Raw genomic sequence first — 23,885 nt, forward strand, 5'->3', positions numbered from 1 at the left:
GAACGTCATGACGACACCGATACCCCGCCCCGTCCGCAGTGTGCTCGTCGCCAACCGTGGCGAAATCGCGTGCCGGGTGATCGAGACCTTGCGCCGCATGGGGATTCGCAGCATCGCAGTCTATTCCGACGCAGACGCCGACGCGCTGCACGTGCGCATGGCCGACGTCGCCGTGCGGCTCGGACCCGCACCCGCGGCGCAGAGCTACCTCGACATCGACGCGGTGGTGCGTGCTGCCCGGCAGACCGGTGCCGACGCGGTTCACCCCGGTTACGGATTCCTGTCCGAGAACCAGAAATTCGCGGCAGCGCTTGACGCCGCCGGCATCACGTTCATCGGACCGCCCGTTGCGGCGATCGCGACGATGGGCGACAAGATCACCGCACGCGCGGCCGTCGTCGAACGCGACGTCCCGGTGGTGCCCGGCCTGTCACGTCCCGGCCTGACCGACGACGACCTGATCACTGCGGCGCCCGACATCGGATTCCCGGTGCTGATCAAGCCAAGTGCCGGCGGTGGCGGCAAGGGTATGCACCGCGTGGAGGAAGCCGCCGAACTGCCTGCCGCACTGCAGCGCGCGCGTCGTGAGGCGGGATCGGCGTTCGGCGACGACTCGCTGTTCCTCGAGCACTTCGTCGACACGCCCCGCCATATCGAGGTGCAGATACTCGCCGACCAGTACGGCAACGTGATCCACCTCGGTGAGCGCGAGTGTTCGCTGCAACGCCGCCATCAGAAGGTCATCGAGGAGGCACCCTCTGCGCTCCTCGACGAGGCGACGCGCGCCAGAATCGGTGAGGCGGCATGCGACGCCGCGCGCAGCGTCGGTTACACCGGAGCGGGTACCGTCGAGTTCATCGTGTCGGCCAAGCGCCCGGAACAGTTCTTCTTCATGGAGATGAACACCCGTCTGCAGGTCGAGCATCCCGTCACCGAGATGGTCACCGGGATTGACCTCGTGGAACAACAGATCAGGGTGGCGCGTGGTGAGAAGCTCGCGCTCACGCAAGCCGACGTTGTCCTGACAGGCCACGCGATCGAGGCGAGGGTGTACGCAGAGGACCCCGCACGTGGATTCCTGCCGACCGGCGGCACCATCGTCGCACTCGACCAACCGGCCGGCGCCGGTACGACCACCGAATACAGCGGAGTTCGAGTCGATTCGGCGATGTTCGAGGGCATGGTCGTCGGCAGCGATTACGACCCGATGCTGGCCAAGGTGATCGCATACGGCAGTGACCGCGACGAGGCGATCGAGCGTCTCGACCAGGCGCTTGCACACACCAGGGTGCTCGGCGTGGTGACGAACATCGACTTCTGCCGTTTCGTGCTGGCGCAGGATCGTGTCCGCGACGCCGACCTCGACACCGAACTCCTCGACAGACTCGTTGTCGATTACGCTGCGCCGCAGCCGGTCCCGGAGGCACTGGTCCTCGTCGGTGCTGCGCGCACCGGTCTACGGCGTCCCGGCGACGTCTGGCACACCGAGGTCGGCTGGCGGATCGGTGCGCAGGCCCCCGTCGTGACCCGCATCGTCGACGACGCCGGGAGGCACGCGACGATCTCACTGCGGGTCGACGAGGCAACCGGCGACACCCTGCGCGGACGCGCGTCGATCACCGGAGATGATGTCGAGAGCTGGGACGCCGATGTCGAGTACCGTCGAATCGACAGGGGCGACAACGGCGATCACGCCGACCGTCTGATCGTCGACGGTGTCAGTCAGTCGTGGTCGCACACCGAGATCGACGGCACCTGGTGGGTGTCGGGACCGCGGGGGTCGTGGACACTCGAACTCGCCCGACCGGTCCTTGACGAGGCGGCCGACGAGAAGGCGGGTGAGATCACCTCACCCATGCCGGGAACCGTTGTGGCCGTGGCGGTCGCAGATGGCGACGAGGTCGAGTCGGGTGTGCCCGTGCTCGTCGTCGAGGCTATGAAGATGGAACACACCCTCACCGCGCCGACCGCGGGCGTCGTGGCGCTGGCGGCCAAGGTCGGCGACAAGGTCGCGGCCGGTCAAACACTTGCACAGGTAACCGACGAGAACTCGATGGAGCAGGTCAACTGATGGAACTCAGCCAGGAATACACCGACCTGATCGGCAGCGTGCGCGACTTCGCGCAGTCGGTGGTCGCGCCGGTCGCGGCGAAACACGATGCCGAACACAGCTTCCCGTACGACGTGGTGTCCCAGATGGGCAAGATGGGATTGTTCGGCCTGCCCTTCCCCGAGGAGTACGGCGGTATGGGCGGAGACTACTTCGCGTTATCGCTGGCACTCGAAGAACTCGGCAAGGTCGACCAGTCCGTTGCGATCACACTCGAAGCCGGGGTCAGCCTCGGTGCGATGCCGATCTACAAGTTCGGCACCGACGAGCAGAAGAAGCGCTACCTGCCCGACCTCACCTCGGGTGTGGCGCTGGCGGGCTTCGGCCTCACCGAACCGGGGGCGGGTTCAGACGCGGGCGCGACCGCGACAACAGCACGCGATGACGGTGACAGTTGGATCATCAACGGCGCCAAGCAGTTCATCACCAACTCGGGCACCGACATCACGTCCCTGGTGACCGTCACCGCGGTGACCGGTGTCAAGGACAACGGGCGCAAGGAGATCTCTACGATCATCGTGCCGTCGGATACCGAAGGATTCACCGCAGAACCCGCGTACAACAAGGTCGGCTGGAACGCCTCTGATACCCATCCGCTCACATTCAGCGACGCGCGCGTACCCAAGGAGAACCTGCTCGGCGAACGCGGCCGCGGGTACGCCAACTTCCTGTCGATCCTCGACGAGGGACGCATCGCCATCGCGGCACTCGCGACGGGCGTGGCGCAGGGATGCGTCGACGAGAGCGTGAAGTACGCCAAGGAGCGGCAGTCATTCGGGCAGCCGATCGGAAACTACCAATCGGTGTCCTTCGCGATCGCCCGGATGGAGGCGAGGGCGCATGTCGCCCGAACGGCTTACTACGACGCCGCGGCGAAGATGTTGGCGGGCAAGCCGTTCAAGAAGGAGGCGTCGATCGCCAAGATGATCGCCAGCGAGGCCGCCATGGACAATGCCCGGATGGCCACACAGATCCACGGCGGCTACGGATTCATGAACGAGTACCCGGTGGCGCGGCACTACCGCGACTCGAAGATCCTCGAGATCGGTGAGGGCACCACCGAGGTGCAACTCATGCTCATCGCCCGTGAACTGGGATTCTCATGAGCGACAACGCGCAATCGACCACATCGACTCCCCGGCGGGTGGTACAACGCGGGTTGTGGTTCGAGGAATTCGACGAGGGCGCGGTGTACGAGCATCGGCCCGGTCGCACCGTGACCGAGGCCGACAACGTGCTGTTCACCACGCTGACCATGAACACCCAGGCGCTGCACCTCGACGCCGCGTGGTCGGCGCAGCAACCCGGCTTCGGCGGACAGCGGCTCATCAATTCGATGTTCACGCTCTCCACGATCGTCGGACTGTCGGTGTCACAGCTGACCCAGGGGACTCTGGTGGCGAACCTCGGATTCAGCGAGGTCGCTTTTCCCGCACCGTTGTTCGCGGGCGACACCCTCTACGCCGAAACCGAGTGCACCGGCAAGCGCGAGTCCACGTCGCGGCCCGGCGAGGGAGTGGTCAACCTGCTCCACATCGGACGCAACCAGGACGGGGTGGTGGTGGCGCGTGCCGCGAGGGCCACACTGGTACGGAAGCAACCCGACGACTGACGCTGCCGGAGAAGCCTCCGCGGCCGTCCGACGAACAGGAGTGACCATCGTGACCACCGGCCCGATAGTGCCGTCCAATCAGTTCGGTATGACCAGCCAGATCGGCAACGAGCCGCAGATGTTGGCCAACGCATGGCTGCCGTCCGGCCCGGCGATGCTGTTCTGCCCCGCAGACCGTCCGGATCGGTACGAGAAGGCGCTTGAGCGAGCCGACGTCGTCATCCTCGACATCGAGGACGCGGTCGCGCCGGAGAACCGGGTCGCCGCACGAGAATCACTGGTGGCCAACCCGATCGACCCCGATCGGACCGTCGTACGCATCAATCCGGCGGGCACCGGCGATTATCGCCGCGACCTGGCGGCGCTCAGCGACACCAATTACCGGGTGGTCATGCAGGCGAAGGCCGAGACCGCGGCGTCGATCATCGAGACGGCTTTCCAGACCATTGCGCTCATCGAGACGCCACTGGGTGTGGTGAATGTCAACGAGATAGCACAGGCGGTCAATTGTATCGGGTTGATGTGGGGTGCAGAAGATCTCGTTGCGGGGCTCGGCGGCAAGTCGAGCCGTTTCGGGCCAGGGGAATCGGGTGCGGGTACCTACCGTGACGTCGCGCGCTACGCACGTTCGATGGTGCGGATCTCGTCTGCGGCTGCCGGAATCTTCGCCGTCGACTCCGTGCACATCGACATAGCGGACACCGACGGTCTCGTCGCGGAGGTGCGTGACGCTGTCGCACTCGGATACGCCGCCACTGCGTGCATCCATCCATCCCAGGTGGAGATCATCCGCACCGGATACAACCCCGACCCTGATGAGATCGACTGGGCCAAGAGCGTTCTCGAGAAGTCCGAAGAGTTCCATGGCGGCGTCTTCAGTCTCGACGGACAGATGATCGACGGCCCGGTCCTGCGTCAGGCAGAAGCTGTGCTGGCCAGGGCCGCAGCAGCAGAGAACCTGGAAGAACAATGACCCGGCCGGCTGGTCGGACCGGGCGCGCCGGTCGGTGTTGAGACCACCGTCGAGCGCATCAAGTCCGGCGCATTAACGAGTCCACGAGAGAGAGTGATCGGAAATGGGCGAGCAGACAGTCGAATTGGCCTATGCCCGTGGTGAAGACAACCCGCCGCTGCTGACTGAGACGATCGGTCAGACCCTCGCGCGCACCACACAGGCGTACGGGGAGAACCTCGCCCTCGTCGACGCTCCGAGCGGTCGAACCTGGACCTACCGCGAGTTCCGTACCGAGGTGCTCGCACTCGCGGCCGGTCTGTTGCGGCACGGTGTGGGCAAGGGCGACCGGATCGGTCTGTGGGCGCCGAATCGTCCCGAGTGGGTCATCACGCAGTACGCCACGGCAGAGATCGGTGCGATCCTGGTGAACCTCAACCCGGCCTACCGGCAGAACGAACTCGACTACGCACTCAACCAGTCGGGGACCAGCATGGTGCTCGCGGCGGAGCGGTACAAGGATTCGGACTACAAGGGCATGCTCGACGCCGCGCGGCCGACAGCACCGCAGTTGCGCGAGGTCATCTGCTTCGACACCCCCGAATGGGACGAGTTGCTCACTCATCCGTCGGACGACGAGTTGGCGGCCGTTGCGCAAGGTGCGTCGACGCTGCACCCCGACGACCCGATCAACATCCAATACACCTCGGGAACAACGGGTTTCCCCAAGGGTGCCACGCTCACACACAGCAACATCAGCAACAACGGCTATCTCGTCGGTGAACTCCTGGCCTACACCGAGTCCGACCGCATCGCGATCCCGGTGCCCTTCTACCACTGCTTCGGGATGGTGATGGGCAATCTGGCCGCCACGAGTCACGGTGCGGCGATGGTCATTCCGTCGCCGACCTTCGACCCCGAGGCAGCCCTGCGAGCGGTGGCCGACTACCGGTGCACCAGCCTGTACGGCGTGCCGACGATGTTCATCGCCGAACTTGCGCTCCTCGATCACGCGGAGCCCGATCAGTTCGACCTGTCGAGTCTGCGGACCGGGATCATGGCGGGTTCGCCCTGTCCCGAGCATGTGATGAGGCAGGTCGTCGAGCGCATGCACATGGGTGAGGTGTCCATCTGCTACGGGATGACCGAGACGTCACCGGTGTCGTGCCAGACCCGCGTCGACGATCCGCTCGAACTCCGGGTCGGCACCGTCGGAAGGGTCGGACCGCATCTGGAGATCAAGGTGATCGACCCCATCACCGGCGATACGCTGCCCCGGGGCGAGACCGGCGAGTTCTGTACGCGCGGCTACAGCGTCATGGACGGATACTGGAACGAACCCGAGAAGACGGCCGAGGCGCTCGACGCAGACGGCTGGATGCACACGGGCGATCTGGCCGTGATGGACCCCAACTCCTACGTCCGGATCACCGGACGGATCAAGGACATGGTCATCCGCGGCGGCGAGAACATCTACCCGCGCGAGATCGAGGAGTTCCTCTACACCCACCCCGACATCCTCGACGCACAGGTGATCGGCGTTCCCGATGAGCGCTACGGCGAGGAACTCATGGCGTGGGTCCAACTGCGTGACGGCGTCGCCGATCTCACGGCCGACGACATCCGCGAGTTCGCGACAGGCAAGATCGCACGGCACAAGATCCCGAGATACGTGCACGTGGTGAAGGAGTTCCCGATGACGGTGACCGGCAAGGTGCGCAAGGTGGCGATGCGCGAGGAGTCCGTCGACCTTCTCGGGTTGGCGTGATGAGCGGATCGACGGCATCCGGTTCACTCGACCAGCGGCAGAAGAACGGGCGCATCGACGAATTCGCGGCGACGGTTGCCGAACGCCACGGCGTCGACACGTCGACCTACGAGGCGCTGTGGTCGTGGTCGGTGGCTCAGCCGGCGAAGTTCTGGCGGGCGGTGTGGGACTTCTTCGATCTCGATGCCATCGCCGGGCCGCTCGCCGAGGGCGACGACGCAGTTCTCGCGTCGACGGACATGCCGGGCGCACAATGGTTTCCCGGTGTGAGTATCAATTACGTCGATCAGGTCTTCCGGCACGCCGATGCTCCCGACGCCGCCAACCGGACGGCGGTCGTGGGCGTCGACGAGGCTGGGGAGCGAAAGTCGTTGACCTGGAGCCAATTGCGCGAGCAATCGGTGGCGTTCGCACAGACACTTCGCGGGCTCGGCGTCGGTGTCGGGGATGTGGTGGCGGCGTATCTGCCCGACGTTCCCGAGGCGCTGGTCGCATTTCTGGGTACCGCTGCGGTCGGTGCGATCTGGTCGGGTTGCGGTCAGGATTACGCGCCCTCGGGCGCTGCGGGCCGACTGGCCCAGCTCGCACCCGTCGTGCTGGTGACAGCCGACGGTTACCGCTACAACGGCAAGGAGATCGACAAGGCGCCCGACAGTGCAGAACTGGCAGGTCTTCTCGAGGAGCTGCGCGCACACATCGTCGTCGGCGATCCGTCACGCCAACCCGATCGCGACATCGAGGTGCTTGCCTTCGACGACGTGATCGCCCCCAGAGGATCCTCACAGCCGGGATCGGCTCCGGAAGGCGAGGCCGACACTGACCTACCGGTACGGGTGCCGTTTGACCATCCCCTGTGGGTGCTGTTCAGTTCGGGCACCACCGGGCGGCCCAAGGGCATCGTCCACGGGCACGGGGGCGTCGTCGTCGAACATCTCAAAGCGGCTGGGCTGCATGCTGATCTGTCGCATGAGGATGTGTTCTTCTGGCACACCGCGCTGAGCTGGATGATGTGGAATTTCCAGGCGGCGGGGTTGCTGGTGGGCGCCGAGATCGTCTGTTACAGCGGTTCGCCGCTGTATCCGGACGCCGACCGGTTGTGGGCACTCGTCGCCGACGAGCGCGTCACCTACTTCGGCACGAGTCCCGGGCAGTTGCAGGCAAGTCGCAAGGCGGGCCTCGTGCCCGGGCGCGACCACGACCTGGCGATGCTGCGCGGGATCGGCAGCACAGGGTCGGCCTTGTCGGCCGACCTGTTCGAGTGGATCGACGAGAACGTGCGCCCGGGAATCCCGGTGTCGTCGATCAGTGGTGGCACCGACGTGGTGACCGCGTTCGCCGGCGGCTCGTCGGGCCAACCGGTGGTGCCCGGAGAGCTGTCGGTGCGCTACCTCGGTGTGGCGCTGGCCAGTTGGGCTCCCGACGCGACGCCGTTGGTGGACGAGGTCGGCGAGATGGTCGTGACCGCACCGATGCCGTCGATGCCGGTGAGCTTCTGGAACGACCCCGGCGGGGAACGCTATCGGGCCGCGTACTTCGCGCACGAATGGACGGGTGCAACCGACACACCCGTTGTCTGGCGACACGGCGACTGGGTGACGGTCACCGATCGTGGGTCGCTGGTCATTCACGGTCGTAGCGACGCCACGCTCAACAAGCAGGGCGTGCGCATGGGCTCGGCCGACATCTACGAGGTCGTCGAGAGCCTCGACGAGGTCGCGGAGGCGTTTGTGCTCGGCGTCGACGGACCCGATGGCAAGTACTGGATGCCGCTGTTCGTGACCCTGGTGCCCGGTGCGGCGCTCGATGACCGGTTGCGCTCGACGATCGCCTCGTCGATTCGCACCCGACTCTCGCCACGACACATTCCGGATGAGGTGATCGAGGCTCCCGGTATCCCGCATACCCGCACAGGTAAGAAGCTCGAGGTGCCCGTGACGGCGATTCTCGCCGGGCGCACCGGCGTCGACGTCGACCCCCGGTCGATAGACGATCCGGGCCTCATCGATTGGTACGCGGCTCGCGGTCGCGAACATCGGTGGTAGGGGATCCGTCTCACACCGATGTACTAGCGTGGTCGGGGAACTGCCGTGCCCTGCCGACGTGCGGGTTGCGGTCCGGACGCCCTGCGTGGTCAGGGTGAGTTGATACCAGGAGACATGACGTATGAGTTATCAGCCGGGAGGCTCCGGTTTCGGTGCTTCCGACTCGGGTCAGGGCTACGGACAGCAAGCTGGACAGCAAGGCGGATACCCGCAGGCCGGTGGTGCCCAGTACGGCTCTGACCAGCAAGGATCTTCGCGGCAGGCGAGTTCGCAGTACGGCTACGGGCAGCAGCAGCCGGGGCAGTACGGCTATGGTCAGACACCCGGTTACGGTCAGCAGTCGGCTGCGGGCTACGGGCAACAGCAGGGCTACGGGCAGTCGCAGGGCTACGGGCAACAGCAGGGCTACGGGCAACAGCAGGGCTACGGCGAGCAAGGTTCGGGTCAGTCGGGCTATCCCCAGTCCGGGTACCCCCAATCGGGATACGGTCAGCAGGATTACAACCAGTACGGCTACGGGCAGGGCCAGTACGGTGCGCCGGCGAAGCCCGCAAGCCAGGGACTTCCGCCCAACATTGCGATGATCCTCGCCATCGCGTTGAGCGGGTTGTCGGCGCTGAATCTTCTGATCGGCTTCTGGAATTCCGGCTCGGGTGTGGACCTGGCGGTCGTCGTGATCGCGTTGTCGCTCCTCGCGGGTCTGTTCCCGACGAAGGTTGCAGTCAACGCGCTTGTCCCCGTTGTGGCGGCAGTGACGAGCGGTGCTTTCGTCTTCCGCGTTTATGCGGTCATCGACGCGGCAGTGTCCGATCTCAGCGTCGACTGGACCGTGTACGTGCAGTTGGTGCTCGAACTGCTGATCGCGGGCGCCGCGATCCTCTGGTTGCTCATCATCCTCGACGCGGTCAAGGTCGCGCCGGTGCCGGGGGGCGTTGCAGCCACCGGATCCGTACCTGCGGGTTCGACGGTGACAGGAGCCGAGCAGACGACCGTGATCACCGGGACGGCCCCCGCATCGCAGGGTTACGGCCAGGGGAGCGCGACCGGTTACGGCGACGCGCAGGCATCGGGCAAGGCGCAGGCGCCGGTGGCATCGACTCCGGGCGCTTCGGACTCGGGTCAGTCGGCGTACAGCTACGGCCAGTCTCCGTCGCATCAGGCCGACTCCAGCTCGTACGGCACGAGTGCAGCGTCGGCACAGCAGCCGTCCGATGCTTCGCACTACTCGTCCTCGTCGTCACTCTCTTCCTACTCACCCTCGTCACAGTCGGCCGCGTCCCAGTCGTCGTACCCGCAGGCGCAGCCGTCGTCGGGTCCCTCGGCACAGGCACCCGGCGGATATCCGGGCGCCGCAGCCTCGGAGTCGAGGGGAGAGTCGTCTCCGACGGCGTCACCGACCTCCGGACCGGCGGCCGAGAGCGGCTACGGCGATCGCACGACGGCCTTCCACCGCCCGGAGTCCGGGGAGCAGCCGGGACAGAGCGGCTCGTCGTCGAAGTGATGGCTCAGCGGCTGACCGGGTAGTTCGTCCGGCCACTCGAGCGGCTCAGCACGCACAGCGACTCAACACGCAGTAGGGCTCCGCCACACGGCGGGGCCCTACGCGTATGTCGTGAGCGTCACCTCTCGGCGCGTCTCCGACTCAACTGGTGTCACTCGTGTCACGCTCGTAACGATGTCGTCGATCAGGTCTGTGCCCAGAGAGAGTCTTTCCGCGCGTCTGCGTCAGGTGCGGCAGGCGACCCGCGCGCAACGCATGGGAAGCGAGGGCAGCGCCCGTGAGCTGATCCTCGTGGCGTTCGGGGTTCCGGTCGTCACGCTGATGGTCCTCGTCGTGTGTGTGCTCGCGGTTCTGCTGATGTCCGGTGGGGATGTCTCGGGCATTGCGAGCGTGATCTCGGCATGCTGGCTGGCTATTCACCAGGTGCCGCTGACGATGAACGGTGTCACGCTTGGTGTGCTCCCGATGCTCCCGACGCTGCTCGTTGCGGCCGGGACCGCCGGGTTCGCGTCGTCGGCGAGTCGTGTCGGACGGTCGCCGTCGGAAGTCGCGGCGATCGCCGCCGCTGCGGTCGGCGGACCACTGGTGATCACGGCGATGGCGTTGGCCGTGCTCATGGACGGGTCGGCGGACATGCCGGTCACCGCTCCCAACGCTCTCTTGGCATTCGGATGCACGATCGCGCTGCATGGGCTGGCAACCGCAGCGGGCGTCGCATGGCGTCGACGCCGCGACCTCGCAGCACAGACGTCTGTCACCGCAGCCGACCGTCGCGGATTCCGCTTCGGGCTCCTGGCGGCGGTGGCACTCCTCGCAGCGGGATCGCTCCTGGTTCTGGTGCGGCTTCTGCTGAGCTTTTCCGAGGTCGGTCACCTCATCGCCGGCGGCTACCGCTTCGACGGCTACCTGGGGCTCACGGTGCTGTCGATCCTGTACCTGCCCAACGCGATCGTGGGCGCGACCGCCGTTCTGGTGGGCGCCGATGTCCACATCGGAGCGATGTCGGTGGATCTGCTCTCGGTGCGCACCGGACCGATGCCGCCGGTACCTCTGCTCGCGGCGCTTCCCGATGCCGACCACGGCATGCTCGGCATCGTGGGATTCGCTGTCCCCGTTGCCGTTGCGGGCTACGTGGGCTGGCGGTGCCGTTCGCTCGACCCCATCGCCCACGTCAGGGCCGTCGGCGTGGCCGGTGCCGTCGCGGCGTCGATCGTCGTTCTGCTCGCCTGGCCCGCGGGCGGTCGCCTCGGCGAGATCGGTGAGACAGGCGTCAACGCGGCGGCGGCAGGGGTGTTCACGCTCGGTTGGATCGTCGTCGTCGGACTCATCGTCGCGCTCATCTACGGCTGCCTGCCGTCTACGCGGCGCGCCAGGCTGGAAGCCGCTCCACACCTCGACGAGAACGACGACCTCGACACCTGGTTCGACGACTCCGGATTCGACGACGACTACGTGGTCGACTCCTGGTACGAAGACGTCGACGAGACCGACCCTGACGGAATCAGGTCGGACGCTGATACCGACGAGATCGACGTCGACGGTATCGGGTTCAACGCTGTTACCGATGAGACCGATGTTGACGGCGCCGAGTTCGACGCTGATGGCGACGAGACCGATTCGGACAGTGCCGGGTTCGACGCTGGTACCGATGAGACCGACGTCGACGGTATCGGGTTCGACGCTGACGGCACCGCGGAGACCGCGCCTCGCCCACGGGGCGCGAAGAGCGATCCATTAGGCTCGCAGATGTGAACAGCACTCCCGTTGACGCTACCGACAGCCCGGTACGCGTCCCGATCGTCGTGATGGCGTCGGGAACGGGAACTCTGCTCGAGTCGCTCATCGATCGCGCCAACGGACCCGACTCCGCCTTCGAGGTGAGCGCCGTTGTCGTCGACCGCGACTGCCGCGCGGCGTCGATCGCACAGCGTCACGACATCCCCGTCGTGGTGTGTCGTGTTGCCGACCACGCCGATCGCGCCCACTGGGACGAGGCACTGACCACGCACGTGTCCGCGGTCGCCCCGGCGTGGGTGGTCACCGCCGGTTTCATGAAGATCCTCGGTCCGGCCTTCCTGGCGCGCTTCGGTGGTCGCATCGTCAACTCCCACCCCGCGCTGCTGCCATCCTTTCCCGGCGCGCACGGAGTGGCCGACGCGCTCGAACACGGAGTGAAGGTGACGGGCGCGACAATTCACCTCGTCGACGACGGCGTCGACACCGGACCGATCCTCGCGCAGGCGCCGGTGATGGTGTCGCCGAGCGACACCGAGGAGACCTTGCACGAACGCATCAAGTCGGTAGAGCGATTCCTGCTCGCCGACGTTGTGGCGAAACTCGTCACCCGAGGAGTTGTCATCGACGGACGAAAGGCCCGGATCCCGTGAACGCAGCCACCCCAGCAGACGCCGGTCGACGCCCCATCAGGCGCGCGCTGGTCAGCGTCTACGACAAAACCGACCTCGCCGATCTCGCGACGTCGCTGCACGAGGCCGGTGTTGAACTGGTGTCGACCGGCTCGACTGCGAAAACCATTGCTGCGGCAGGACTTCCGGTTACCGAGGTGTCGGAGCTGACAGGGTTCCCCGAATGTCTCGACGGACGGGTGAAGACGCTTCACCCCAAGGTGCATGCGGGCATTCTCGCCGACAGTCGTAAGGAGTCGCACGTCGCGCAACTCGACGAACTGGGCGTTGCTCCCTTCGATCTGGTCGTCGTCAACCTCTACCCGTTCACCGAGACCGTCGCGTCGGGTGCCACGCCCGACGAGTGCATCGAACAGATCGACATCGGCGGACCGTCGATGGTCCGGGGTGCGGCCAAGAACCATCCGACGGTTGCCGTCGTCGTCGACCCGATGGACTACGAGCAGGTCTCTGCCGCGGTGGCCGATGGTGGTTTCACCCTCACGCAGCGACGTGAGTTGGCCGCCAAGGCATTCCGCCACACCGCCGACTACGACGTCGCGGTCGCCTCGTGGATGTCGAAGGAGGTCGCGCCCGCGGCGGACGGCTCACCTTTCCCCGAATGGGCCGGATTCACGTGGGAGCGCTCCGATGTGCTGCGCTACGGCGAGAACCCGCACCAGGCCGCCGCGCTCTACCTCTCCACCGCGGCCCCCGAGGGGCTGGCGTCGGCAGAACAGCTCCACGGCAAGGAGATGAGTTACAACAACTACACCGACTCCGACGCCGCCTGGCGCAGCGCTCATGATTTCGACGCTCCGGCCGTGGCAATCATCAAGCACGCCAACCCCTGTGGCATTGCGATCGGTGAAACGATCGGCGAGGCACACCGTCTCGCGCACGCCTGCGATCCGGTGAGCGCCTATGGCGGGGTGATCGCTGCCAATCGTGAGATCACCGTCGAGATGGCCGAGCAGGTCGCGGAGATCTTCACCGAGGTCATCATCGCACCGGGCTTCGCCGACGGCGCGCTCTCGGTGTTGCAGCGCAAGAAGAACATTCGCATCCTGCGTGCTGTCCCACCGGTACGCGCCGGACTCGAATTCCGTCCGGTGTCCGGCGGTCTGCTCATGCAGGATCGCGACATCGTCGACGCCGAGGGCGACAACCCGGAGAACTGGACCTTGGCCGCAGGAGCGCCGGCGGATCCCGATACTCTCGCTGATCTCGAATTCGCTTGGCGCGCATGCCGCTCGGTCAAGTCCAATGCCATTCTCCTGGCCAAGGGCGGAGCGTCGGTCGGCGTCGGTATGGGGCAGGTCAACCGAGTCGACTCGGCGCACCTGGCCGTGACCCGCGCCGGTGATCGGGCCAACGGCAGCGTCGGCGCCTCGGATGCCTTCTTCCCGTTCCCCGATGGGCTGCAGGTGCTGATCAACGGTGGGGTGTCCGCCGTCGTGCAGCCGGGTGGGTCGATCCGCGACAACGAGGTCATCGAGGCCGCCGCAGAGGCAGGCATCACCCTGTACCTCACCGGGGCACGGCACTTCGCGCACTGATCTGATCGCGTCGACTGTGCGTTCCCAGGTGTTGACCGTGCGTGCCGGGGCGTCGACTGTGCGTTCCCAGGTGTTGACCGTGCGTGCCGGGGCGTCGACTGTGCAGCCCTGATGACGGTTCTCGACTTCGCGCTGCTGCTCCTCGCCGGATTCGGGGCGGGTCTGATCGGGTACGTGACCGGGCTCGCGTCGGTTGTCAGCTACCCGGCGCTGCTGGCGGTGGGGCTCAGTCCGATCGCAGCGAACGTCACCAATACGGTCTCGCTCGTTGCGGTGGGGGCGGGGAGTCTCGGCCAGTCCGGCAAGGTGTTGCTCACCGGCGATCGCCGTCCGTTGTATGCCGGTGTCGTGGCGTCGTTGATCGGCGGGACGATCGGTGCGGTGATCCTGCTGATCACTCCGCCCGAGAGTTTCAAGGTCATCGTCCCGTACCTCGTGGGGTTCGCCGCGATCGCGCTACTGGTGCAACCGCAACTTCGACGCCTCGCCTCACGGCATGCCGATCGTCCGTGGGTGTTCGTGATCGGTCTCGGCGTGATCTCCGTCTACGGAGGCTATTTCGGAGCGGGCGCGGGGATCGTGCTGCTTGCGCTCACCCTGGTCGTGACGAGCGAACCGCTGTGGCGTGCGACGCTGTTGAAATCCCTGTTCCTCGGAGTCGCGAATCTCGTTGCGGCCGTCGGTTTCATGATTTTCGGACCAGTCAATTGGGTTGCGGCTCTTGCCATGGCGATCGGCTGCCTGGTCGGCGGGTGGTGTGGCCCGCCCGTCGTGAAGCGGTTGCCCGCGGGTCCGTTGCGTATCGCGGTCGGGATCGGCGGTCTCGGTCTTGCGGCGTGGCTTGCCGTGAGTTAGTTTGCAGAGCAACTGATCTCAGGCGGACCGCCAACCCGGCCGGGTTTACCTCACGCTGAGGTTAAAGATGGTCCGATGGCTGCGCGGCGGCTAAACATAGCCGGTGACTTTGTTCGTCGATATCTCGCCCGAGGAGCAGCTCGGTCAGGCCGGTGCCGAGAAGGCCCCGACCGGTAGCCGACTCCGTTCTCTCGCACTGCACGTCGGGCTGCCGGTGCTCTCGGTGGTCCTGTTCCTCGCCGTCTACCAGGCCATCGCTGTCAGCGGCGTCTGGAGCGAGACCTTCGTTCCGCGACTCGGCACCGTGTGGAATGCCTTCGTCGAGATGTCCACGACGCACAGCGGTGTCGTCGGATACGCCGGCTATTACTGGTGGGAACACCTGTACATGACGCTGCGCCGTGTCTTCGTCGGTGTCGTCATCGGCGTCGCAGCGGGTGTGATCCTTGGTCTGGTCATGGGGTCGGTGCCGTGGGTGCGTCGACTTCTCGAGCCGTGGCTCACCTTCCTGCGGGCACTGCCCCCACTCGCGTACTTCTTCCTGCTGGTCATCTGGCTCGGGATCGACGAGGCCCCCAAGATCACTCTTCTCGCGCTCGCCGCCCTCCCGCCTGCGGCGGTGGCGACGACTGCGGCTGTCAGTGCCACCCCGGTCTCACTGATCGAGGCGGCGCGGGCGCTCGGAGCGAGTCGCCGGGAGGTGATCTCCGACGTCGTGATCCCAGCGGCGCTGCCCGAAACGTTCACCGGCATCCGGCTCTCGGTCGGGATCGCCTACTCGTCGGTGGTCGCGGCCGAACTCTTCAACGGCATCCCGGGCATCGGCGGCGTCGTCAAGGATGCCAGCAACTACAACAACACTCCCGTCGTGCTCGTCGGCATCGTCCTCATCGGACTGTCGGGTCTGATCATCGACGGGGCACTCAGAATCATCGAGCACCGCCTGGTGCCGTGGCGTGGAAAGGCCTGAACAACAATGATATTCCTGACTTCGAGCGCGCCTCGTCGATCGCGGTTGCGCTCGCTGGGAGTCTCCGTCGGTGCGCTTGTCGCCGCTGCAGCCCTCGCGCTCACCGGATGCTCGGTGGACAAGTCCGGTGGTGACAGCGACAAGCCGACGATCCGCCTTGCGTACCAGTCGTTTCCGAGTGGCGATCTGATCGTCAAGAACAATCGATGGCTCGAGGACGCGCTCCCGAACTACAACGTCAAGTGGACAAAGTTCGACTCGGGCGCCGACATCAACACGGCGTTCGTCGCCAAGCAGATCGACTTCGGCGCCATCGGATCGAGCCCGGTGGCGCGCGGACTCTCTGCGCCGTTGAACATCGGCTATCAGGTGGCGTTCATCCTCGATGTCGCAGGTGACAACGAAGCGCTGGTGGCGCGCAACGGAACCAACATCAACTCCCTCGCCGATCTCAAGGGCAAGCGCGTGGCAACGGCATTCGCATCGACCTCGCACTACAGCCTGCTCGCCGCACTCGACCACGCAGGCGTGAACCCGAAGGACGTCGACCTGGTCGACCTCCAGCCGCAGGCATCGCTTGCCGCATGGCAGCGAGGAGACGTCGATGCGGTGTACACCTGGCTGCCGACGCTCGACGAACTCCGCAAGTCCGGCAAGACCATCGTCACCAGCCGCGAGGTGGCCACCTGGGGCAAGCCGACGCTCGACCTCGGCGTCGTATCGTCCGACTTCGCCAAGGACCACCCCGACGTCGTCGACACCTGGCGCAAGGTGCAGGCACGCGCACTCAAGCAGATCCACGACGATCCACAGGCTGCGGCGAAGGCCGTTGCCGCACAGCTGAACACGTCGCCCGAAGACGCAGCCAACCAACTCAAGCAGGGCATCTACCTCACATCCGACGAACTGACCTCTGCGCAGTGGCTCGGTACCGACGGCAAGCCGGGCAACGTCGCCGACAATCTGCACAGTGCCGCGGAGTTTCTCGCCGAGGAACAGCAGATCCCGTCGGCACCACCGCTGTCGACGTTCCAGAACGCCATCTACACCAAGGGGCTGCCAGGTGTCCTCACAGCAACGCAGTGATCTAGAGCCGCACAGCGGGGATATCCGGCAGCACAGCGCGGAATCGGAATCGCACAGCGGAAACACCAGCGTCGACGCCACACCGTCGGGTCATCCGGGCATTGCGACCCCCACAGCGCCTGGCGGCGAGGGCGGCATCAGCCTGCGTGCGGTGACCCAGCGCTACGGCAAGGGCACTGGCGCAGTGACGGCCGTCGGCCCCGTCGACCTCGACGTCGATCCCGGTGAAGTGCTCGTCCTCGTAGGGCCGTCGGGGTGTGGTAAATCGACGCTGCTGCGATTGATCGCGGGATTCGAGAAGCCGGCGTCGGGCTCGGTGGAGGTCTCCGGCCGCACGCCCGTACCGGGCGCATCGTCGGGTGTGGTGTTCCAGCAACCACGACTGTTCCCGTGGCGGACTGTCGGCGGCAACGTCGACCTCGCATTGAAGTATGCCGGGGTGCCGCGACCGGAGCGTCCTGCGCGCCGCGAGGAGCTACTTGCGCGAGTGGGACTGTCCGACACGGCAAGCCGTCGAATCTGGGAGATCTCGGGTGGTCAGCAGCAGCGCGTCGCCATCGCGCGTGCCCTGGCGGGCGACACGTCGTTGCTCCTGCTCGACGAGCCCTTCGCCGCGCTCGACGCGTTGACGCGCGAGACACTGCAGGAGGACGTCCGGACGGTCAGCGCCGAGTTGGGTCGGACGAACGTCTTCGTGACCCACAGCGCCGAGGAAGCGGCGTTCCTCGGATCGCGGATCGTGGTGTTGACGAGCCGACCCGGCCGGGTAGCACTCGACATCTCGTCGCCGATCCCGCGTACCGGTATCAGCGCCGACGACATCAGGGACTCCCCGGAGTACACCGTGTTGCGCACCGAGATCGCCAGTGCCGTCAAGAGCGCGGCCCGGGGTGAACCCGCAGGACAGGGCTGAACGTCGGGGGTTTTTCTCGCGCTGCGGCTAACCCTGTTCGGGCCGTCCGTCGTTGACTACACAGGGGGAGTGACCAGCACATCCCACCGCATCGCACCCGCAGGCACGCTTCGCGCTGCGGATAGGTGCCACTCGTGGGAGTCTGTGGTCGACGACGGTCGGTCGGCGCGGACCACGACCTCACGCCAGCAGCAAGGTTACGCGCGAATGATCCACCGGATGACCTGGTCAGAGGGCAGCCACCACGGCTCCCCGCCGCCTTCTCTCGGACTCGACACCACACCCGATTCCCCGAGAAGGACCATCCACCATGACCATTTCGCTTCCTGACTCCTCCCGAACCGCCGCGCACTCCGCACTCGACCAGAGTTCGGTGGTGTCGTCTGGCGTCGAATTCGACATCGACGAGTTCGGCCCGCGATTCGGCGCCGAGATCCGCGGCGTCGACGTCGCAACGGCATCCGACGACCAGATCCGTGCGATTCGTGCAGCGCTCATCGAGTACAAGGTGATCGTCCTGCGCGACCAGCCGCTCGACGACGCCTCGCACGTCGAGTTCGGGCGCCGCATCGGCGATCTCACCGCGGGGCACCCCGTGTGGAACAGCGGCGACGTCCCCGCCGAGGTGTACTCGCTCGACAGCACCGACAACGGTTTCGCCGACGTCTGGCACACCGACGTCACGTTCATGCCGCGACCCCCGATGGGGTCGATCCTGCGACCGGTTGTGCTGCCGCGTAACGGCGGCGACACCAATTGGGCCGACGCCGAACTGGCCTACGAGTCGCTGTCGGCGCCCGTCCGACGACTCGTCGACGAGCTGTCAGCCGTGCACGACGGCAACCGCGAATTCGGCTACTACCTCAAGCAGCGCCGTGGTGGACGCGGAAACGTCTGGGACGGTAAGGAAGTGACCGAGCTGGTCCCGGTGTCCCACCCCGTCGTGCGCGTACACCCGGAAACCGGCCGCAGGTCGTTGTTCGTCAACCCGGGCTTCACCTCGCACATCGAGGGCGTATCCGACGCCGAGAGCCGCGGGATTCTCGATCTCCTGTACGTCCACCTGACGAAGCCGGAACACATTGTGCGACACCGCTGGCGTCTCGGCGACGTGGTGCTGTGGGACAACCGCAACACCCTGCACTACGCCAACCGCGACTACGGAGACAACCGTCGGGTGATGCACCGCATCACGCTGCGCGGCGATGAGCCGGTCGGCCCGTCTGCCGCTGTGTGAGCGGCCCGCGAGCGCAGCGAGCACCCGAGTCGAACCGCCTTTGCGGCGGATGCACGACCAGCGAGGCTCGGCCGGCTGCGTCGGGCGCGATCAGTATGACGGTGGGCCGTGGTTTTCGAGCTGCGCGTCATACTGATCGGTGGTCTCGACCCCGTTTTCGCTCGAGCGGCTGCTCGACGGCATGACGGTATCGAGGAACTGCTGCGATCGTCTGGTCAGTACTGACCAGCAGTGCCCGTCGACGACGACGCCGATCCGATCACGCGGCTCGTCGGATTCAGCGGCCGTGATCCCGCTTGGCGTCCGGAGCACTAGCGACCAACGCGTTCGTGAACCCGGCGCCCGCAAGGTCGACGGGAGTACCGTGGAGAAGGTGCCAGAGGAGAACTTCACCACATCCGCCTCCCAGTCCACCGCCTCCCAGTCGACCGAAAGCCGACCGCCCTCGCCGCGAACCGTCGGCGAGTTGCGTGCCAGCGGCCACGTGCAGCGGAGCGTGCGCGACGAGATCCGCCACAACCTGCTGACCGCCCTGCGTGCAGGCGACGACCCGTGGCCGGGAATCGTCGGGTTCGAGGCGACGGTCATCCCGCAGCTCGAGCGCGCGCTGATCGCGGGTCACGACGTCGTCATGCTCGGCGAGCGTGGTCAGGGCAAGACACGCATCCTGCGCACGCTTGTCGGACTGCTCGACGAGTGGGCCCCGGTCATCGCAGGCTCCGAACTCGGTGAACACCCGTACGAGCCGATCACCCCGGCCTCGGTTCGACGCGCCGCCGCATTGCTCGACGATCTGCCGATCGAGTGGCGTCACCGCAGTCAGCGGTACAGCGAGAAGCTCGCGACGCCCGACACGTCGGTGGCCGATCTCGTGGGCGACATCGACCCGATGAAGGTGGCAGAGGGGCGCAGCCTCGGAGACCCGGAGACCATCCACTTCGGGCTCATTCCCCGGGCGCATCGCGGCATCGTCGCAATCAACGAGCTGCCCGACCTCGCTGAGCGCATCCAGGTCTCCATGCTCAACGTGATGGAGGAACGTGACATCCAGGTGCGCGGCTACACGCTGCGCCTCCCGCTCGACGTGCTCGTCATGGCGAGCGCGAACCCGGAGGACTACACCAACCGCGGCCGCATCATCACGCCGCTCAAAGACCGTTTCGGCGCGGAGATCCGCACGCACTACCCACTCGACCTCGACGACGAGATCTCCGTCATCGAGCAGGAGGCCGACCTCACCGCCACGGTGCCGACCTTCATCATCGAGATCCTCGCGCGCTTCACCCGTTATGCGCGCGATCATCCGTCGATCGACCAGCGCTCGGGGGTGTCGGCGCGTTTCTCGATCGCAGCTGCTGAGACCGTCGCCGCGGCTGCGTTGCACCGCGCCGCGGTGACCGGCGAGGACGTACCGGTTGCCCGCGTCGTCGACCTGGAATCGGTCATCGAGGTGCTGCGCGGCAAGATCGAGTTCGAGTCGGGTGAAGAGGGCCGCGAGCTCGAGATCCTCGAGCATCTACTGCGCAAGTCCGTCGCCGATACCGTGCGCGCGCACCTCGGCGGCCTCGACATGGCACCGCTGGTCGACGCGCTGGAGAACGGTGAGCCGGTCGTCACCGGCGACCGGGTGACGGCCGCCGACTTCCTGGCGTCGATCCCGTCACCGGAGACGACCGGACCGATCATCGACGGAATCGCCGAACGCCTCGACGCCGAGGCCGACGGTGAGCGTGCGAGCGCACTCGAATTGGCACTCGAAGGACTTTTCCTGGCCCGTCGTATCGGCAAGGAAGCCGACGACGAGGGGCAGACCATCTACGGCTGATTCGAGCCGTACCGACCTCGGGCTGGACGTAAACACATGGCTCAGAAGAACTTCCACCGTTCGCGGTATCAGCGCTACACGGGCGGTCCCGATCCGCTCGCGCCGCCCGTCGACCTCCGCGAGGCGCTCGAGGAGATCGGCGACGACGTGATGGCAGGGGCGTCTCCCCAGCGTGCGCTACGCGAGTTCCTGCGGCGCGGGACGTCGGACATGCGTGGACTGGACAAGCTGCGCGAGGAGGTCAATCGGCGTCGGCAGGAATTGTTGAAGCAGCGCAACCTCGACGGCACGTTCAACGAGATCCGCGAACTCCTCGACCGTGCAGTACTCGAGGAGCGCAAACAACTCGCTCGCGACCTCGACGACGACGCGCGCTTCGCGGAGATGCAGATCGGAAGTCTGCCGCCGTCGACGGCGCAGGCCGTCGAGGAACTCTCCGAGTACAACTGGCGAAGCCCGCAGGCACGTGAGGATTTCGAGAAGATCAAGGACCTACTCGGTCGGGAACTGCTCGACCAGCGGTTCGACGGTATGAAGCAGGCGCTCGAGGGTGCCACCGAGCAAGACCGCGAGCGTATCTCGGAGATGCTCACCGACCTCAACGCGCTCCTCGACGCACACAACCGCGGCGAGGACACCAGCGAACAGTTCGACGAGTTCATGGCGAAGCACGGTGAGTACTTTCCCGAGAATCCGAGCAACACAGAAGAACTCATCGATTCACTCGCTCAGCGCGCCGCGGCCGCGCAGCAGTTCTACAACTCGCTCTCGCCAGAGCAGCGCGCCGAACTCGATCAGCTCGCCCAGCAGGCGTTCGGGTCGCCGGACCTGATGAGTCAACTCGCACAGATGGATTCGGCACTTCGTGAGGCCAGGCCGGGACTCGATTGGGACAATGCGCAATCGTTCTCGGGTGATCAGCAGATGGGTCTGGGGCAGGGGGCTGCGGCATTGCGCGACCTGTCCGAGCTCGAGGCGCTCTCCGAGCAACTCTCGCAGCAGTACGCAGGCGCCCAGATGGACGACATCGATCTCGACGCTCTCGCACGACAGTTGGGGGAGCAGGCCGCCGTCGACGCGCGGACCCTCGCCGAGCTCGAGAAGGCGCTGACCGAGCAGGGGTTCTTCGACCGCACTTCCGACGGGACCCTACGACTGAGCCCCAAGGCCATGCGGCAGCTGGGACAGACCATCTTTCGTGACATCGCCGATCAGATGTCGGGGCGGCGTGGTGACCGGCAGACCCGCAAGTCGGGGTTGCTCGGTGAGCCGACCGGCGCGACACGCGAGTGGCAGTTCGGTGACACCGATCCGTGGGATGTGACCCGAACCGTCTCGAATGCAGTGCTGCGCACCATTTCCGAGAGTCCCGACCCCGCGCACGCGCCGTCGGCGATGGCACGCGACGGCGTACACATCTCTGTTCGTGACGTCGAGGTCGCCGACACCGAGGCTCGTACGCAGGCCGCGGTGGTGCTGTTGGTCGACACCTCGTTCTCGATGGAGATGGAGGGGCGCTGGACGCCGATGAAGCGCACAGCGATCGCCCTCAATCACCTGATCTCCACCAGGTTTCGCAGCGACGAGCTCGAAGTGATCGCGTTCGGCCGTTATGCGCGCAGTATCGAGATCGCCGAACTCACCGGACTCCAGCCGCGAATGGAGCAGGGGACCAATCTGCATCATGCGCTACTACTCGCGCAGCGCCACCTGCGCCGATTCCCCAATGCCCAGCCTGTCGTGCTCGTCGTGACGGACGGCGAACCGACAGCACACCTCGATCCGAGTGGCGAGCCGTTCTTCTTCTATCCGCCCCACCCGCAGACCATCGCGCTCACCGTCCGCGAACTCGACCACGTGGCCCGGATGGGTGCGCAGGTGACGTTCTTCCGTCTCGGGGAGGACCCGGGCCTCGCGCATTTCATGGATCAGATCGCCCGACGGATCGGCGGGCGGGTCGTGGCTCCCGACGTCGACGGCCTCGGCGCGGCGGTTGTCGGCGACTACCTTCGCTCGCGCAGGCCGCGTCGTCGTTGATCGGTCACCGGTCGCGTCAGTGCCGTCGGACGGTCGACGACGTCGCCCCGTCGCCTCGCTGACGTGATACAGAGGAGCTGGTGCCCGGGTTTGATCACCGGGATATCAGGGGACAGGTCAGGGTGTTTCCGGGTACCGGGTGCGTATCGGGGACACTAACGTCGACGTCATGAGCGTGCCCGCAGAGGTCCCAGAACCCGAACCGACGAAGCCCGAAGCTGCAGCCGAAACCCCTGCCGCCGAAACCCCTGCCGCCGAAACCCCGGCCGCTGACACCCCTGCCGCTGAAACCCCTGCAGCCGAACCCCCGGCGGCCGACTCCCGTGACGCACACTCCCGCGCGGCAGATCATCGACTGCGTGCTGCTGACGCCGACCGTGAACTCGTCCACCAGATCCTCTCGGCAGCGATGAGCAGCGGTGCCCTGACCCCCGCCGAGTACGAGGAACGGGCACTGAAGGCCTCCACGGCAAAGACTTTCGGTGATCTCGACGCATTGACCGACGATCTCCCGGTCGGTCAGCTCGGCGTGCCGCTGCCGCAGCCCGGCGAACCGTATCCGACGGGCGTGACGCGTGCTGGTACCGGATCAGGGCGCGCACCGGTGCGGCATCGGCTCGCGATCATGTCCGGTTCGGAGCTGAAAGGCCATGCGGTCGTTGCCGATCAACTCGAGGCGACGGCGATCATGGGCGGTGTGGAGATCGATCTGCGCGATGCCGAGTTCACCGAGCCGGTGTTGACACTGCAGTGCGTGGCGATCATGGGCGGCGTGGATGTGATCGTTCCCCCGGACGTGACGGTCGAGGTCGGGGGGTTCGCGATCATGGGCGGGTTCGACGGTAAGGCTGAGGGAGCGGGGCGACCCGGTGCGCCCACCGTGCACGTGACCGGGTTCGCGTTGATGGGTGGTGTGACCGTCAAGAAGAAGCGCCGCTGAGTGGTGTCACCATCGAGTTGTGGGGGATCCAGTTGTGTGGGATCCAGGGGTACAGAAATGCCCCAGGGGATCC

General features: G+C 66.1%; 18 protein-coding genes. All 18 read left to right on the forward strand.

Translation table 11 applies throughout. The features are described from left to right. Window positions 1–7 precede the first annotated feature (7 nt). The 18 genes from GOACH_RS11050 (at window position 8) to GOACH_RS11140 (ending at window position 23,812) form a co-directional block, all read left to right on the forward strand. A complete protein-coding gene (locus GOACH_RS11050; protein ID WP_040518418.1) occupies window positions 8–2,071 on the forward strand; it encodes an acetyl/propionyl/methylcrotonyl-CoA carboxylase subunit alpha in 2,064 nt (687 codons plus the stop codon). Beyond that, window positions 2,071–3,216 carry an acyl-CoA dehydrogenase family protein gene (locus GOACH_RS11055; RefSeq protein ID WP_005174542.1) on the forward strand — a complete coding sequence of 382 codons (1,146 nt, stop codon included), beginning with the start codon at window positions 2,071–2,073 and terminating at the stop codon, window positions 3,214–3,216. Before GOACH_RS11050 ends, GOACH_RS11055 begins: the two co-directional genes overlap by 1 nt. Further along, window positions 3,213–3,722 (forward strand): MaoC family dehydratase, encoded by a 510-nt coding sequence (locus tag GOACH_RS11060; protein WP_005174544.1) that lies wholly within the window; start codon window positions 3,213–3,215, stop codon window positions 3,720–3,722. The genes GOACH_RS11055 and GOACH_RS11060 overlap by 4 nt, the downstream gene beginning before the upstream one ends. 88 nt (window positions 3,723–3,810) lie before the next feature. After that, window positions 3,811–4,695 (forward strand): HpcH/HpaI aldolase/citrate lyase family protein, encoded by an 885-nt coding sequence (locus GOACH_RS11065; protein WP_040518420.1) that lies wholly within the window; start codon window positions 3,811–3,813, stop codon window positions 4,693–4,695. 103 nt (window positions 4,696–4,798) lie between these two features. Next, entirely contained in the window at window positions 4,799–6,442 is a 1,644-nt protein-coding gene (locus GOACH_RS11070; RefSeq protein ID WP_005174548.1) for an AMP-binding protein, read from the forward strand. Continuing rightward, window positions 6,442–8,484: an acetoacetate--CoA ligase gene (locus GOACH_RS11075; RefSeq protein ID WP_005174549.1), complete on the forward strand. Its 2,043-nt coding sequence runs from the start codon at window positions 6,442–6,444 to the stop codon at window positions 8,482–8,484. The genes GOACH_RS11070 and GOACH_RS11075 overlap by 1 nt, the downstream gene beginning before the upstream one ends. 121 nt (window positions 8,485–8,605) lie before the next feature. Then, window positions 8,606–9,985, forward strand: a complete 1,380-nt coding sequence (locus tag GOACH_RS11080; RefSeq protein ID WP_005174550.1) for a DUF5336 domain-containing protein — start codon at window positions 8,606–8,608, stop codon at window positions 9,983–9,985. A gap of 174 nt (window positions 9,986–10,159) precedes the next feature. Continuing rightward, the gene (locus tag GOACH_RS11085; RefSeq protein ID WP_245551876.1) at window positions 10,160–11,737 is read left to right on the forward strand and encodes a cell division protein PerM; all 1,578 of its coding nucleotides are present in this window, start codon (window positions 10,160–10,162) and stop codon (window positions 11,735–11,737) included. A 53-nt stretch (window positions 11,738–11,790) separates the two neighbouring features. Beyond that, window positions 11,791–12,372: a phosphoribosylglycinamide formyltransferase gene (gene purN / locus GOACH_RS11090; protein ID WP_052003982.1), complete on the forward strand. Its 582-nt coding sequence runs from the start codon at window positions 11,791–11,793 to the stop codon at window positions 12,370–12,372. Next, complete coding sequence (gene purH, locus GOACH_RS11095) at window positions 12,369–13,949, forward strand: bifunctional phosphoribosylaminoimidazolecarboxamide formyltransferase/IMP cyclohydrolase (protein ID WP_005174556.1); 1,581 nt, start codon at window positions 12,369–12,371, stop codon at window positions 13,947–13,949. The genes purN and purH overlap by 4 nt, the downstream gene beginning before the upstream one ends. 111 nt (window positions 13,950–14,060) lie before the next feature. Then, entirely contained in the window at window positions 14,061–14,804 is a 744-nt protein-coding gene (locus GOACH_RS11100; RefSeq protein WP_005174557.1) for a sulfite exporter TauE/SafE family protein, read from the forward strand. A 103-nt stretch (window positions 14,805–14,907) separates the two neighbouring features. After that, the gene (locus GOACH_RS11105; RefSeq protein ID WP_005174558.1) at window positions 14,908–15,774 is read left to right on the forward strand and encodes an ABC transporter permease; all 867 of its coding nucleotides are present in this window, start codon (window positions 14,908–14,910) and stop codon (window positions 15,772–15,774) included. Between the two features lie 6 nt (window positions 15,775–15,780). Then, entirely contained in the window at window positions 15,781–16,860 is a 1,080-nt protein-coding gene (locus tag GOACH_RS11110) for a taurine ABC transporter substrate-binding protein (protein ID WP_005174559.1), read from the forward strand. Between the two features lie 100 nt (window positions 16,861–16,960). Then, window positions 16,961–17,773, forward strand: coding sequence for an ABC transporter ATP-binding protein (locus GOACH_RS11115; RefSeq protein ID WP_052003983.1), 813 nt, complete (start codon window positions 16,961–16,963; stop codon window positions 17,771–17,773). A 310-nt stretch (window positions 17,774–18,083) separates the two neighbouring features. Then, window positions 18,084–19,010, forward strand: a complete 927-nt coding sequence (locus GOACH_RS11120) for a TauD/TfdA dioxygenase family protein (protein ID WP_005174561.1) — start codon at window positions 18,084–18,086, stop codon at window positions 19,008–19,010. Between the two features lie 364 nt (window positions 19,011–19,374). After that, entirely contained in the window at window positions 19,375–20,835 is a 1,461-nt protein-coding gene (locus GOACH_RS11130) for a sigma 54-interacting transcriptional regulator (protein WP_040518375.1), read from the forward strand. 36 nt (window positions 20,836–20,871) lie between these two features. Further along, window positions 20,872–22,872 (forward strand): vWA domain-containing protein, encoded by a 2,001-nt coding sequence (locus GOACH_RS11135; RefSeq protein WP_005174565.1) that lies wholly within the window; start codon window positions 20,872–20,874, stop codon window positions 22,870–22,872. A 169-nt stretch (window positions 22,873–23,041) separates the two neighbouring features. Beyond that, complete coding sequence (locus GOACH_RS11140) at window positions 23,042–23,812, forward strand: DUF1707 SHOCT-like domain-containing protein (RefSeq protein WP_040518376.1); 771 nt, start codon at window positions 23,042–23,044, stop codon at window positions 23,810–23,812. Window positions 23,813–23,885 lie beyond the last annotated feature (73 nt).

The sequence above is a fragment of the Gordonia aichiensis NBRC 108223 genome, assembly GCF_000332975.1.
Lineage (GTDB): Bacteria > Actinomycetota > Actinomycetes > Mycobacteriales > Mycobacteriaceae > Gordonia > Gordonia aichiensis.

What these genes read in the sequence shown, in the direction of transcription:
- GOACH_RS11070 (WP_005174548.1), top strand. Translation starts at nt 4,799, where the DNA reads ATGGGCGAGCAGACAGTCGAATTGGCCTATGCCCGTGGTGAAGACAAC.
- GOACH_RS11080 (WP_005174550.1), top strand. Translation starts at nt 8,606, where the DNA reads ATGAGTTATCAGCCGGGAGGCTCCGGTTTCGGTGCTTCCGACTCGGGT.
- GOACH_RS11140 (WP_040518376.1), top strand. Translation starts at nt 23,042, where the DNA reads ATGAGCGTGCCCGCAGAGGTCCCAGAACCCGAACCGACGAAGCCCGAA.
- GOACH_RS11050 (WP_040518418.1), top strand. Translation starts at nt 8, where the DNA reads ATGACGACACCGATACCCCGCCCCGTCCGCAGTGTGCTCGTCGCCAAC.
- GOACH_RS11065 (WP_040518420.1), top strand. Translation starts at nt 3,811, where the DNA reads ATGACCAGCCAGATCGGCAACGAGCCGCAGATGTTGGCCAACGCATGG.
- GOACH_RS11135 (WP_005174565.1), top strand. Translation starts at nt 20,872, where the DNA reads ATGGCTCAGAAGAACTTCCACCGTTCGCGGTATCAGCGCTACACGGGC.
- purN (WP_052003982.1), top strand. Translation starts at nt 11,791, where the DNA reads ATGGCGTCGGGAACGGGAACTCTGCTCGAGTCGCTCATCGATCGCGCC.
- GOACH_RS11120 (WP_005174561.1), top strand. Translation starts at nt 18,084, where the DNA reads ATGACCATTTCGCTTCCTGACTCCTCCCGAACCGCCGCGCACTCCGCA.
- GOACH_RS11110 (WP_005174559.1), top strand. Translation starts at nt 15,781, where the DNA reads ATGATATTCCTGACTTCGAGCGCGCCTCGTCGATCGCGGTTGCGCTCG.
- GOACH_RS11060 (WP_005174544.1), top strand. Translation starts at nt 3,213, where the DNA reads ATGAGCGACAACGCGCAATCGACCACATCGACTCCCCGGCGGGTGGTA.
- GOACH_RS11055 (WP_005174542.1), top strand. Translation starts at nt 2,071, where the DNA reads ATGGAACTCAGCCAGGAATACACCGACCTGATCGGCAGCGTGCGCGAC.
- GOACH_RS11085 (WP_245551876.1), top strand. Translation starts at nt 10,160, where the DNA reads ATGTCGTCGATCAGGTCTGTGCCCAGAGAGAGTCTTTCCGCGCGTCTG.
- GOACH_RS11100 (WP_005174557.1), top strand. Translation starts at nt 14,061, where the DNA reads ATGACGGTTCTCGACTTCGCGCTGCTGCTCCTCGCCGGATTCGGGGCG.
- GOACH_RS11075 (WP_005174549.1), top strand. Translation starts at nt 6,442, where the DNA reads ATGAGCGGATCGACGGCATCCGGTTCACTCGACCAGCGGCAGAAGAAC.